Source organism: Paracidovorax konjaci (assembly GCF_900112675.1).
Classification (GTDB): Bacteria; Pseudomonadota; Gammaproteobacteria; order Burkholderiales; family Burkholderiaceae_C; genus Paracidovorax; species Paracidovorax konjaci.
Genome location: NZ_FOMQ01000017.1, coordinates 1 through 13454, shown reverse-complemented (window position 1 = coordinate 13454; position 13454 = coordinate 1). Strand labels below are relative to the sequence as shown.

Here is a 13454-nt window from a genome sequence, read left to right as displayed (position 1 = left end):
GTTGCCGGCATCGGCTGACAGACCCGGGCCGCGTCCGTCACCACACTGCCCGGATGCCGATTTCTCCGCCGTCCCCGCCTTCCTCCCCGCCGCCGTCCCCTCCGCCGTCCGCCCCCTCTCCCACCCCCGCGGCGGGCTCGCCGTTCACCCGCGCCTGGCACGCGGCGCGCAGCAACCTGCAGCTCACCGTCTCGGCCGGGGTGATCGCGCTCATCGTGCTCTGGGGGCTGGCCTCGCCGGCCACGCTGGGCACCTTCTTCGGCACGCTGCTGGCCAGCATCACGCGCAATTTCGGGTGGCTGTACCTGTGGGTGGTGCTGGGGCTGGTGGGGCTGGCGCTCTTCCTGGCGCTCAGCCGCTACGGCGACCTGAAACTGGGCGACGAGGACGAGGAGCCCGAGTTCTCCACCGCCACCTGGTTCGCGATGCTGTTCGCTGCGGGCATGGGCATCGGGCTGGTGTTCTGGGGCGTGGCGGAGCCGGTGTCGCATTACGGCCTGCCGCCGCCGGGCGTGGCCGCGCAGACGCCGGAGGCCGCGGGCGCGGCGATGCGCTATGCCTTCTTCCACTGGGGGCTGCACCCCTGGGCGATCTACGGGGTGGTGGGGCTGGCGATCGCGTTCTTCCAGTTCCGCCGGCAGGCCCCGGCGCTGGTCAGCTCGGCCACCGAATCGCTGCCCTGGCGCGGCATGCGCCATCTGTCGCCGCTCGTGAACGTGCTGGCGGTGGTGGCCACGGCCTTCGGCGTGGCGGCCTCGCTGGGCATGGGCGCCGCGCAGATCAACGGCGGGCTGCAGGCCGTCTTCGGCATCCCGGTGGGGCCCTGGCCGCAGGCCGCGATCATCGTCGTCACCACGGCGATGTTCATCACCTCGGCCGTGAGCGGGGTGGACCGGGGCATCAAGTGGCTCTCCAGCGCCAACCTGCTGCTGGCGGCGCTGCTGGCGCTGGCGGTGTTCCTGATCGGCCCCACGGTGTCGCTGGTGAACACCTTCACCAACACGCTGGGGGCCTACCTGAGCGAGTTCGTACGCACCAGCCTGCGCATGTCGCCGTTCCGGGACAGCTCCTGGGTGGGCGACTGGACGATCTTCTACTGGTCGTGGTGGATCGCGTGGTCGCCGTTCGTGGGCCTGTTCATCGCGCGCGTCTCGCGCGGGCGCACGATCCGCGAGTTCGTGCTGGGCACGGTGATCGCGCCCAGCCTCGTGGGCTTCATGTGGTTCTCGATCTTCGGCGGCACCGCGCTGCACCTGGAGATCTTCCAGCAGGTGCCGCTCTCGGCCGCGGCGCAGGCCGATCCGGCCACGGCGATGTTCGCGATGTTCTCGGCCATGCCGCTCGGGATGGCGATGTCCATCGTGGCGACGGTGCTGGTGGTGGTGTTCTTCGTCACCTCGGGCGATTCGGCCACGCTGGTGCTGGGCACCATGAGCACGCGCGGCGACCCGGATCCTTCCGCCCGCGTGAAGATCGCCTGGGGCCTGCTGGTGGCCGGCATCGCGCTGTCGCTGCTGTTCGCGGGCGGGCTGCAGGCCGTGCAGACGGCCACCATCGTGTTCGCCCTGCCCTTCGCGCTGGTGCTCGTGCTGATGGCCGTGGCGCTGCTGCGCGCCGTGCGCGAGGACCACGAGGCCGAGCGCCTGCGCGAACGCGCGCTGCGCCGCCGCATGCGGGAGATGGTGATGCGCGAGTGACCCGCTCCGGGCCGGCGCCCAAGCGGCGCCGTCCTACAGACCCAGTCGCCACTGCCGCGCGAGCTCGACCGCGGCATGCGTGCGCCAATGGTCCCTTGCCGACGGGGTCGTGCAGGCAGCCGTTGTTCCTCCTCCGCCTTGCTTTCGTTTTTCCACGACCATTTTCAGGATCTCCACCGTGCCGTCCAACGCTTCCCCCCTGCTGACCGCCCACGACGCCTACCTGATGCGCGAAGGCACGCATGCGCGCCTCTACCAGTCCCTGGGCTGCCACTTGCGGGGCTCCGGCGGCGGCGCCGGGGCGCAGGACGCGCGCGGCGCGGACTTCGCCGTATGGGCGCCGAACGCGGCCTCGGTCTCCGTGATCGGCGACTGGAACGGCTGGAACCCCGACGCCGACCACCTCGCCCGCCGCACCGACGACAGCGGCGTGTGGGAAGGCTACGTACCCCACGCCGCGCACGGGCAGGCGTACAAGTACCGCATCGTCTCGAACCACGGCGGCCGCGTGCTGGAGAAGGCCGACCCCTTCGCCACCTGCGCGGAGCTGCCACCGGCCACGGCGTCCCGCGTGTGGGCGCTGGAGGGCTACGCATGGCAGGACGCCGAGTGGATGGCCACGCGCGGGCCGCGCAACGCGCTGGACGCGCCCATGTCCATCTACGAGGTGCATGCCGGCTCCTGGCGCCGCAAGGACGGCCAATTCATGAACTACCGCGAGCTGGCCCACGCGCTCGCCGACTACGTGCACTCCATGGGCTTCACGCACGTGGAGCTGATGCCCATCACCGAGCACCCGTTCTACGGCTCCTGGGGCTACCAGACCACGGGCTACTTCGCGCCCACGTCGCGCTACGGCACGCCGCAGGATTTCATGTACTTCGTGGACCACCTGCACCAGCGCGGCATCGGGGTGCTGCTGGACTGGGTGCCCTCGCACTTTCCGGTGGACGGCCACGGGCTGGCCGAATTCGACGGCACGCACCTCTTCGAGCATTCCGACCCGCGCCAGGGGTTCCACCCCGAATGGAGTTCGGCCATCTTCAACTACGGCCGGCACGAGGTGCGCAGCTTCCTGATCTCGTCGGGGCTCTTCTGGCTGGACAAGTACCACCTGGACGGCCTGCGCGTGGACGCGGTGGCCTCGATGCTCTACCTCGACTACGCGCGCAAGCACGGCGAATGGATCCCCAACCGCCACGGCGGGCGGGAGAACCTGGAGGCGATCGAGTTCCTGCAGTTGCTGAACCGCGCCGTGTACCGCGACCACCCGGACACGGTGAGCATCGCGGAGGAATCCACGGCCTGGCCGATGGTCTCGCGGCCCGTGGAGATGAACGGCCTGGGCTTCGGCATGAAATGGAACATGGGCTGGATGAACGACACGCTGTCGTACCTGAAGGAAGACCCCATCAACCGCCGCCACCACCACCACAAGCTGACGTTCTCGCTGGTGTACGCGTTCAACGAGAACTTCGTGCTGCCGCTCTCGCACGACGAGGTGGTGTACGGCAAGGGATCGCTCGTCAACAAGATGCCGGGCGACGAGTGGCAGCAGTTCGCCAACCTGCGCGCGCTGTTCGGCCTCATGTGGGCCCACCCGGGCAAGAAGCTGCTCTTCATGGGCGGCGAATTCGGCCAGCGCCGCGAATGGACGCACGAGGGCGAACTCGAATGGTGGGTCTGCGACGGCCCGCTGCACGGCGGCGTGCAGCGCCTGGTGCGCGAATTGAACCGCGTGCTGCGCAGCGAGCCCGCGCTGCACGACGTCGATTTCTCGGGCGACGGCTTCCAGTGGGTGCAGGCCGACGATGCCAACCAGAGCGTGATCGCCTTCCTGCGCAAGCCCGGCGAGCGCTCCCGCCAGCAGGGCGCCGGCCCCGTGCTGGTGGTCTGCAACATGACGCCGGTGCCGCGCGAGAACTACCTCGTCGGCGTACCCGGCGACGGCTACTGGCGCGAGGTGGTCAACACCGATGCGCGCGAATTCGGCGGTGCCGGCTGGGGGAACCTGGGCGGCGTAGAGGCCGCTCCCGTGCGCTCGCACCACTGGGCGCAGTCGATCTGCCTCACGCTGCCGCCGCTCTCCACCCTCATCCTTCGACAGGAGCCTGCACGCCATGCCCTCACCGCCTGACTCCGCGCCCTCGTCCCGCGCCGCGCAGCCCGCGCCGGCCACCGCCCCTTCCTCCACAGCCCCGCAGGCCGCTGGCAGCGGCCGGCAGTTCCCCGTGGCCACCGCGCCGCGCGCCGCGGGGGCCGTACCGGCTTCCACGCTGCCGCCCGGCGACGCGGGCCGCGCGCGCGCGGTGATCGATGCCGTGCTGCCCGCCGTGGACGGCGGCCGCTTCGCGGTCAAGCGCGTCGCGGGCGAGCCCGTGCGCGTCACCGCGCACTGCTTCACCGATGGGCACGACGTGCCGCGCGCGATGCTGCAGTGGTGGCGCGACGATGGCGATGGGGCCGCCCCCGCTGGCGGCACCGCGCCCGCCGAGGTGCCCATGCACCCCGAGCCGAACGACGAATGGTGGGCCGAGTTCACGCCGCCCGAGCCGGGCCTCTACCGCTACACCGTGGTGGCCTGGGTGGACGGCTTCGAGTCGTGGCGCCGCGACATGGAGCGCCGCGTGGACGCGGCCGACATCCGCGTGGCAGCCCGCGTGGGCGCGGCCGAGGCACGGGCCGCCGCCATGCGCGCCGCCGCCCGCTCCGCGCCCGCCGATGCGCGCCTGCTGGAGGGATGGGCCGACACGCTCGAGCGCGAGGCGCTGGGCCAGGACAACGCGCAAGCGCTCAAGGCGCTGGCGCTGCAGGAGGCCGCGGCCGAGGCGATGCGCCGGCACCCCGACCGCACCCTGGAGGCGCGCTACGCCGCCGCGCTGCCGCTGCGCGCGGACCGCGAGCGCGCGCGCTATAGCACCTGGTACGAACTGTTCCCGCGCTCCACGGCCCCGGTGGCCGGCATGCACGGCACCCTGCGCGACGTGGAATCGCGCCTGCCGGCCATCGCGGAGATGGGTTTCGACGTGCTGTACTTCCCGCCGATCCACCCGATCGGCCGCGTGCAGCGCAAGGGCCGCAACAACACGCTCACGCCCGAGCCCGGCGACGTGGGCAGCCCCTGGGCGATCGGCGCCGACGAGGGCGGGCACAAGTCGATCCTGCCCGAGCTGGGCACGGCCGAGGACTTCCGCCACCTGGTGGCCCGCGCGCGCGAGCACGGCATCGAGATCGCGCTGGACATCGCCTTCCAGTGCGCGCCCGACCACCCCTACGTGCGCGAGCACCCCGACTGGTTCCGCTGGCGGCCCGACGGCACCGTGCAGTACGCCGAGAACCCGCCCAAGAAGTACCAGGACATCTACCCCTTCCACTTCGAATGCGAGGACTGGCAGGCCCTGTGGCAGGAACTGCGCAGCGTGTTCGCGCACTGGATCGGCGAGGGCGTGCGCATCTTCCGCGTGGACAACCCGCACACCAAGGCCTTCGGCTTCTGGGAATGGGTGATCGCGGACATCCAGCGCGAATACCCCGACACGGTCTTCCTGGCCGAGGCCTTCACGCGGCCCAAGGTGATGCACGGCCTGGCCAAGCGCGGCTTCACGCAGTCCTACACCTACTTCACCTGGCGCAACAGCAAGCAGGAACTGGCCGACTACTTCACCGAGCTGAACACCGCGCCGGGCCGCGATTACTTCCGCCCCAACGCCTGGCCCAACACGCCGGACATCCTGCACGAGCAGCTGCAGAGCGGCCAGCCCGCGATGTTCGCGCTGCGCTTCGTGCTGGCGGCCACGCTCTCGGCCAACTACGGCGTCTACGGCCCGGCCTACGAGCTGCTGGAGCACGTGCCGCGCGAGCCCGGCAGCGAGGAATACCGCGACTCCGAGAAGTACCAGCTGCGCCACTGGGACCTGGACCGCCCCGGCCACCTGCGCCCGCTCATCACCCGCGTGAACCGCATCCGCCGCGAGAACCCGGCCCTGCAGGCCGACCACAGCCTGCGTTTCCTGCCGGTGGACAACGACATGCTGCTGGCCTACCTCAAGCGCTCGCCCGATGGGCGCGACGTGGTGGTGACGGTGGTGAACCTCGACCCGCACCACGCGCAGTCGGGCTGGATGCGCCTCACGCCGGCCGACATCGCCATCGCGGCCGGCGATCCGCCCGCCGCCGACTGGCTGATGCACGACCTGCTGAGCCAGCAGCGCTTCGTCTGGCAGGGCGAGCACCACTACATCCTGCTCGACCCGTACCGCGCGCCCGCGCACATCTTCGCCGTGCGGCGCCGCATCGCGGGTGCCGGCGACACCGATCCCTTCCAGTGAGCGAAGAATCCCTCCATGAACGCCCCCCTGCTCCACCAGACCACGCCCGCCGCGCCCGCCCTGGCGCAGGCGCATGACCCCGCCCTGCCCGAGCCCGGCCCGGCCGTGATGCCCGAGACGCCGGAGATCGACACGCAGGGCGATCCGCAGTGGTACCGCGACGCGGTCATCTACCAGTTGAACGTGAAGGCGTTCTTCGACAGCAACAATGACGGTTACGGCGACTTCAAGGGCGTGACGGCCAAGCTCGACTACGTGAAGGACCTGGGCGTCAACACGATCTGGCTGATGCCGTTCTACCCCTCGCCGCTGCGCGACGACGGCTACGACATCTCCGACTACGAGAACGTGCACCCGCAGTACGGCACCCTCGCGGACTTCAAGGAGATGCTGGACGCCGCGCACGAGCGCGGCCTGCGCGTGATCACCGAGCTGGTCATCAACCACACGTCGTCCGAACACCCGTGGTTCCAGCGCGCGCGGCGCGCGCCGCCGGGCTCGCCCGAGCGCGACTTCTACGTCTGGAGCGACACCGACCAGATCTACCAGGGCACGCGCATCATCTTCACGGACACCGAGACCTCCAACTGGGCCTGGGACCCGATCGCGAAGGCCTACTACTGGCACCGCTTCTTCAGCCACCAGCCGGACCTGAACTTCGACAACCCGCTGGTGATGGAGACCGTGCTCAAGACCATGCGCTTCTGGCTCGACATGGGCGTGGACGGCTTCCGGCTCGACGCCATCCCCTACCTGATCGAGCGCGACGGCACCAGCACCGAGAACCTGCCCGAAACGCACGCCGTCATCAAGCGGCTGCGCGCGGCCATCGACGCCGAATACAAGAACCGCTTCCTGCTGGCCGAGGCCAACATGTGGCCGGAAGACGTGCGCGAATACTTCGGCGACGGCGACGAGTGCCACATGGCCTACCACTTCCCGCTGATGCCGCGCATGTACATGGCCATCGCCCAGGAAGACCGCCACCCCATCGTCGAGATCCTGCAGCAGACGCCCGACATCCCCGACGGCTGCCAGTGGGCGATCTTCCTGCGCAACCACGACGAGCTGACGCTGGAGATGGTGACCAGCCGCGAGCGCGACTACATGTACAGCATGTACGCGGCCGACATGCGCGCGCGCATCAACCTGGGCATCCGCCGGCGGCTGTCGCCGCTCATGGAAAACGACGTGGACCGCGTCAAGCTCATGAACGGCATGCTGCTCTCGATGCCGGGCTCGCCCATCATCTACTACGGCGACGAGATCGGCATGGGCGACAACGTGTTCGTGGGCGACCGCAACGGCGTGCGCACGCCCATGCAGTGGAGCCCCGACCGCAACGCCGGCTTCTCGCGCGCGGACCCGCAGCGGCTCTACCTGCAGCCCATCATGGACGCGGTGTACGGCTACGAGGCGCTGAACGTCGAGGCCCAGTCCGGCGACCAAAGCTCCCTGCTGCACTGGACGCGCCGCATGCTGGCCGTGCGCAAGACCAGCCGCGCCTTCGGCCGCGGGCGCCGCACCTTCCTCAAGCCCGGCAACCGCAAGATCCTGGCCTATGTGAGCGAGCACGAGGACGACGTGATCCTGACGGTGTTCAACCTCTCGCGCGCGGCCCAGCCGGTGGAGCTGGACCTCTCGGCCTACCGCGGCCGCACGCCCATCGAGATGCTCGGGCGCGTCACCTTCCCGCCCATCGGCGACCTGCCCTACCTGCTCACGCTGCACTCCTTCGGCTTCTACTGGTTCCGCCTCTCCAACGAGGCGCCCGTGCCGTCCTGGCACCAGGAGGGGCTCGACCTGCAGGAGCGGCCCGTGCTGGTGCTGTTCGACGGCTGGACGAGCTTCTTCCGCGAGCAGGTCATGCCCTGGCGCATCGGCATGGCCGAGCGCATGCGCGCGCAGCTCGAATCCGACACGCTGCCGCGCTTCATCGAACTGCAGCGCTGGTACGCGGGCAAGGGCACGGCCATCGACGGCGCGCGCATCCTCGACCACACCGTGTGGACCTTCGGCGGCGATTGCGAGTGGATGCTGCCGCTGCTGGGCGTGGAAGCCGGCGGCGCGCCGGCCGCACCGTATTTCGTGCCGCTGGCCCTCGCCTGGGAAGAAGGCAGCGAGGAACGCATGCGCCGCATCTCCCCCGCGGGCGTGGCGCGCGTGCGGCAGCAGGCGCAGGTGGGCGTGATGGGCGATGCCTTCCACGACGAATCGTTCTGCCGCGCCGTGGTGCGCGCCATGGCGGCCGGCACCGAGCTGGCCACGGCGCGCGGCGGCATGGTGCGCTTCCGGCGCACCACGGCCTTCGATGCGATGGTGCCCGAGCTGGACGGCCTGCCCGTGGCGCGCCCCGGCGCGCAGAGCAGCAACACCGTGGTCGCCCTGGGCGAGGCGCTCTTCCTCAAGGGCTACCGGCGGCTGCGCGAAGGCGTGAACCCCGAGCTGGAGGTGGGCCGCTTCCTCACGGAGGTGGCGCGCTTCCCGCACTGCGTGCCGGTGGGCGGCGCGGTGGAATACACCGGCCCCGATGGCGCCACCATGACGCTCGCGCTGGTGCAGGCCTACGTCTCCAACCAGGGCGACGGCTGGGACTACACGCTGGGCTACCTGGAACGCTTCCTGGAAGACGCGCGCATGGCGCAGGGCGTGCCCCAGCCCGACGCGCACGGCGGCTTCCTCGCGCTGGCGGCCACGCTGGGCCAGCGCACAGCGGAGCTGCACCAGGCGCTCTCGCTGCGCACGGGCGACCCGGCGTTCGACCCCGAGCCCGTCACCGCCGCCGACGTCTCGGCCTTCCACGAGCGGGCCCGCGCCGAGGCCGAGGACACCATGGCCCTGCTGGAGCGGCGCCTGCACGATCTGCCCCCGGCCGCCCAGACCGACGCGCAGGCCGTGCTCGCGCGGCGCGGCGCCATCCTCGAGCGGCTGGCCGCCAGCGGCGCCGGCACCCCCACGGGGCACAAGATCCGCTACCACGGCGACTACCACCTGGGCCAGGTGCTGGTGACCGGCAACGACTTCGTCATCATCGACTTCGAGGGCGAACCCGGCCGCAGCTTCGAGCAGCGCCGCGCCAAGAGTTCGCCACTGCGCGACGTGGCCGGCATGCTGCGCTCGTTCAACTACGCGCGCTGGGCCGCCCTCAAGCACATGACGCAGTCCACCGAGGAAATGCTGCGCCTGGACGAGGCCGCCCGCGACTGGGAGCACCAGTGCCGCGATGCCTTCCTGGGCGCCTACGCCGCCGCGGGCACCACCCGCCCGGACCTGCAACTCGTCGCGCTCTTCGAGCTGGAGAAGGCGCTCTACGAACTGCGCTACGAACTGGGCAACCGCGTGGACTGGGCCCAGGTGCCCCTGCAGGGCATCCTCGCGCTGATCGGCGCGGCGGCCGCGCCCACGCCCACCCCGGCGATCCCGGCCCATCCGCCCGCGGGCACCGCCACGCCCCCGGAGGCGCCGTGACGGCGCCCCGGCCCCCGGCCGCCCTGCACCCGCTGCCCGCCCGCGGGCCCCACCCCACACGAGGAGGTTTCACCCCATGGACAACTTAGCCATCCACCTGGAGCCGGCGCGCGCCATGCTGTTCCAGCTCGGCGCGTACCTGCCGCGCATCCTGGTCGCCCTGCTCGTCATCGCAGGCGGCTGGCTGGTCGCCAAGGCGGCGCGCTTCGCCGTCACGCGCGGCCTGCGCGCCATCAACTTCCAGGTGCTGACCGAGCGCGCGGGCCTGGACGGCTTCCTGCGCCAGGCCGGCGCGCGCGGCGACACCACGGCCCTCTTCGGCCTGCTGGCCTATGGGCTGGTGCTGCTGGCCGCGCTGCTGATCGCCTTCAACGGGCTGGGCCTGTCCTACGTGACCGCGCTGCTGAGCCGCGTGCTCTGGTTCATCCCCAACCTGTTCATCGCGCTGCTGATCCTGGCGCTGGGCACGTATTTCGCGCGCTTCGTGGGCGACATGGTGTCGGCCTACTGCCGGCGCGCCGGCATGGCCGACACGGTGCTGCTGGGCAAGGCGGCGCAGTACGCCATCGTGCTGTTCTCCGTGCTGATCGCGCTCGACCAGCTGCGCATCGGCGGCGACATCGTGCGCCAGAGCTTCCTGATCGTGCTGGGCGGCATCGTGTTCGCGCTGGCCCTGGCCTTCGGCCTGGGCGGGCGCGACCGGGCGGCCGAGTGCATTGAGGAATGGTGGCCGCGCAAGCGCCCCGCCACGCCGCCACCGCACATTCCGCCCGCCCACACCCCGGGGGCGCACACGCCGCCGGCCGCCGGCCACCGCCCGCCGCCGCGCCATCCCCTGCCGTAGGGCGGAATCTCCGCAGGGGCCGGCGGCCCCCATGCCCTGCCGCCGCCCCTGCGCACGGGAAAACCCCACCCCCGTGCGTCAGCCTTTTCTCAGCCCAGGCGCCGTACGATCCGCTTTAATCCCGGGCGGACGCGGCGCCATGGTTTTCTGCCGCGCGCTCCCCACGAACGACAGGAGACAGCAAGCGTGACAGGACTTCTCCAACTGGCCAGCGGCATGGACTGGATTTCCACCAAGCTCAGCAAGGTCGCGGCCTGGGCCGTACTGGCCGCCGCATTGATTTCCGCAGGCAACGCGCTCACGCGCTACGGCCTGGACCTCAGCTCCAACGCGTGGCTCGAGATCCAGTGGTATCTCTTCGGCACCACCGTGATGCTGGGCGCCCCGCTGGTGCTCAAGCTCAACGAGCACGTGCGCGTGGACATCATCTACGGCAAGCTGCGCGGCCGCGGCCCGGTCTTCGTGGACCTGTTCGGCCTCATCTTCTTCCTGCTGCCCGTGATGGGCCTGCTCACCTGGCTCACCTGGCCCTTCTTCTGGAACATGTTCGTGACCAAGGAGATGTCGGGCAACATCGGCGGCCTGATCCGCTGGCCCGCGGCGCTGCTGCTGCCCGTGGGCTTCGGCGCGGTCTTCCTGCAGGGCGTGGCGGAGATCATCAAGCGCGTGGCCTACCTCACGGGGCACGTCAAGACCAGCCCCCATTACGAGAAGCCGGTGCAATAAGGGCGCGCAGCGCCCGAGCCCGCCGCCCGCCACCCCGACTTCTCCAGGAAGACACCCCCCATGCACATGGAAAACTTCGCCCCGATCATGTTCGCGGGGCTGATCGTGATCATGCTGATCGGCTTTCCGGTCGCGTTCTCGCTCTCGGCCCTGGGCCTGTTCTGCGGCTTCTTCGCCATCGAGATGGGCTGGTTCCCGGCCAACTTCATGGCCAACCTGCCGATCAACATGTTCGGCATCCTCTCCAACGACCTGCTGCTGGCCATTCCGTTCTTCACGCTGATGGGCGCGGTGCTCGAGAAATGCGGCCTGGCCGAGGACATGCTCGACTCCATGGGCCAGCTCTTCGGCCCCGTGCGCGGCGGCCTGGGCTACTCGGTCATCATCGTGGGCTTCATCCTGGGCGCCATCACCGGCACCGTGGCCGGCCAGGTGATCGCCATGGCCATGATCTCGCTGCCGGTGATGATGCGCTACGGCTACAACATGCGCTATTCGACCGGCGTGCTGGCGGCCTCGGGCACCATCACGCAACTCGTGCCGCCCTCGCTGGTGCTGATCGTCATGGCCGACCAGCTCGGCCGCTCGGTGGGCGACATGTACAAGGGCGCCTGGGGCCCGGCCATCCTGCAGGTGCTGATCTTTGCGGTCTACACCTTCCTGCTCGGGCGCTTCCGCCCCGAATACGTGCCCGGCCTGCCCCGCACGGCGCGCACGCTGCACGGCTGGGCGCTCTGGGGCAAGTGCCTGCGCGGCATCATTCCGTCGGCCATCCTGATCTTCGCGGTGCTGGGCTCCATGGGCGGCCTGCCCTTCATGGACCACGCCATCGCCACGCCCACCGAAGCCGGCGCCATGGGCGCCGTGGGCTCGCTGATCCTGGCGGCCATCCACAAGCGCCTGACCTGGTCGCTCATCAAGGAGGCCATGGACGGCACCATGCGCCTCACGGCCATGGTGGTGTTCATCCTGATCGGCTCGCGCGTGTTCTCGCTGGTGTTCCAGGGCGTCGATGGCGCGATCTGGATCGAGCACCTGCTGTCCGACCTGCCGGGCGGCCAGGTCGGCTTCCTGATCGTGGTGAACATCTTCATCTTCTTCCTGGCGTTCTTCCTCGACTTCTTCGAGATCGCCTTCATCATCCTGCCGCTGCTGGGCCCCGTGGCGCACAAGCTGGGCATCGACCTGGTCTGGTTCGGCGTGCTGCTGTGCGTGAACATGCAGACCAGCTTCATGCACCCGCCCTTCGGCTTCGCGCTCTTCTACCTGCGCGGCATCTCCGACACGCTCTTCAAGGAGAAACGCATCGACCGGCCCGTCAAATCGAGCGACATCTACATGGGCTCGATCCCGTGGGTGGTGATGCAGCTGATCCTGGTGGCGATCGTGATCTTCTTCCCGCAGACGGTGACCGTCTTCCTGGACAAGGAGCAGGTGGTCGACGTGGACAAGGTGCAGCTCGAAATGCCGGCCGACCCCTCCGCCTCCGAGCCCAGCATCAACATGGACGACCCGTTCGGCACCGGCGAGAAACCCGCCGAGGGCAGCAGCAACCCCGCACCGGGCGCCGAACCCGCCATGCCGGTCCCCGAGGCCGCGACGCCCATGCCCGAGCCACAGCCCGCCCCGCCCGCCGACGGCGCGGCCAGCACCCCGCAATGACCATGACGGCGGCCCCGGGCGACAGCGGCCATGGCCACGGCCGGGGCGGCGAGAGCGGCAACGGCGGGCCCTCCGCGCTCGAAAGCGCCGCCTTCCCGCCCCTGGTGCGTGCACTCGCCGTGGTGATCGTCGCCGGCCTGGCGGCGTTCGCGCTCTGGTCCCTGCCCGCGCTGCAGGGCGCGCAGTGGACCTTCGCCAGCCTCGCCACCTTCGGCCTCGCCGGCGTGCTCATCGCCTGGGTGGGCTGGTGGATGGTGTTCAGCCGCACCCGGTTCATCGCGGCCGACGGGCTGCTGGTGCAGACCTGGCTGTGGGACAAGCGCGTGCGGGCGGCGGACGTGGCGAGCTTCAAGATCGTGCACTGGCCGTGGCTCTCGGGCGTGATCGCGCCGCGGATCCTGCTGCGCCGGCGCGGCGGGGGGATCACGTGGGTGCATGCGGCGGATGCGGGGTTGTTGGTGGGGTTTGGGGAGTGTGTGGTGAGGCAGGGGGCGGGGGTTGCCCCGGGTGAACCGCGTTGATGCTTTTTGATCCTTTGGCGCCTCATGCCGGCGGATTCATTGGATAGTTTGCTATTGTTTTTGTAGTGGATTGATGGGATTTTGGGCTCTGCGGCTCTCTGTGCTGTGGCGGGGTTTTGTTTTTTGTTTGTTTCCCGGGGCCGGGTCTCGGCCCGGCGGCCGAGGCACTTTTCTTTGCTTCGCCAAAGAAAAGTACCCAAAAGAAAGG

9 protein-coding genes are annotated in these 13454 nt (G+C 70.0%); 8 read left to right on the top strand and 1 reads right to left on the bottom strand.

The window, feature by feature from the left end; genetic code table 11:
• Positions 1-53: 53 nt before the first annotated feature.
• From BM144_RS19685 to BM144_RS19650, 8 genes are all read left to right on the top strand, one after another.
• Complete coding sequence (locus tag BM144_RS19685; RefSeq protein ID WP_434802684.1) at positions 54-1697, top strand: BCCT family transporter; 1644 nt, start codon at positions 54-56, stop codon at positions 1695-1697.
• Between the two features lie 226 nt (positions 1698-1923).
• Complete coding sequence (gene glgB, locus BM144_RS19680) at positions 1924-3834, top strand: 1,4-alpha-glucan branching protein GlgB (protein WP_245783749.1); 1911 nt, start codon at positions 1924-1926, stop codon at positions 3832-3834.
• Positions 3818-6025 (top strand): maltotransferase domain-containing protein, encoded by a 2208-nt coding sequence (locus BM144_RS19675; protein WP_175526085.1) that lies wholly within the window; start codon positions 3818-3820, stop codon positions 6023-6025. The genes glgB and BM144_RS19675 overlap by 17 nt, the downstream gene beginning before the upstream one ends.
• Positions 6026-6040: 15 nt before the next feature.
• Positions 6041-9493, top strand: a complete 3453-nt coding sequence (gene treS, locus BM144_RS19670) for a maltose alpha-D-glucosyltransferase (protein WP_092956435.1) — start codon at positions 6041-6043, stop codon at positions 9491-9493.
• A 76-nt stretch (positions 9494-9569) separates the two neighbouring features.
• Positions 9570-10337, top strand: coding sequence for a mechanosensitive ion channel family protein (locus BM144_RS19665; RefSeq protein ID WP_092956432.1), 768 nt, complete (start codon positions 9570-9572; stop codon positions 10335-10337).
• A gap of 186 nt (positions 10338-10523) precedes the next feature.
• Positions 10524-11063: a TRAP transporter small permease subunit gene (locus BM144_RS19660; protein ID WP_092956429.1), complete on the top strand. Its 540-nt coding sequence runs from the start codon at positions 10524-10526 to the stop codon at positions 11061-11063.
• Positions 11064-11123: 60 nt separating this feature from the next.
• The gene (locus BM144_RS19655) at positions 11124-12725 is read left to right on the top strand and encodes a TRAP transporter large permease (protein WP_092956426.1); all 1602 of its coding nucleotides are present in this window, start codon (positions 11124-11126) and stop codon (positions 12723-12725) included.
• Positions 12722-13246, top strand: a complete 525-nt coding sequence (locus BM144_RS19650; RefSeq protein ID WP_245783745.1) for a hypothetical protein — start codon at positions 12722-12724, stop codon at positions 13244-13246. Before BM144_RS19655 ends, BM144_RS19650 begins: the two co-directional genes overlap by 4 nt.
• Before the next feature lie 22 nt (positions 13247-13268).
• Here BM144_RS19650 and BM144_RS23330 read toward each other — a convergent pair.
• A partial coding sequence (locus tag BM144_RS23330; RefSeq protein WP_217644360.1) for a hypothetical protein occupies positions 13269-13454 on the bottom strand: 186 nt, incomplete at its 5' end.

Bases quoted from the DNA above. Each gene is read 5' to 3' on its own strand.
- glgB (WP_245783749.1), top strand. From the start codon at position 1,924: ATGCGCGAAGGCACGCATGCGCGCCTCTACCAGTCCCTGGGCTGCCAC.
- treS (WP_092956435.1), top strand. From the start codon at position 6,041: ATGAACGCCCCCCTGCTCCACCAGACCACGCCCGCCGCGCCCGCCCTG.
- BM144_RS19685 (WP_434802684.1), top strand. From the start codon at position 54: ATGCCGATTTCTCCGCCGTCCCCGCCTTCCTCCCCGCCGCCGTCCCCT.
- BM144_RS19665 (WP_092956432.1), top strand. From the start codon at position 9,570: ATGGACAACTTAGCCATCCACCTGGAGCCGGCGCGCGCCATGCTGTTC.
- BM144_RS19655 (WP_092956426.1), top strand. From the start codon at position 11,124: ATGCACATGGAAAACTTCGCCCCGATCATGTTCGCGGGGCTGATCGTG.
- BM144_RS19650 (WP_245783745.1), top strand. From the start codon at position 12,722: ATGACCATGACGGCGGCCCCGGGCGACAGCGGCCATGGCCACGGCCGG.
- BM144_RS19675 (WP_175526085.1), top strand. From the start codon at position 3,818: ATGCCCTCACCGCCTGACTCCGCGCCCTCGTCCCGCGCCGCGCAGCCC.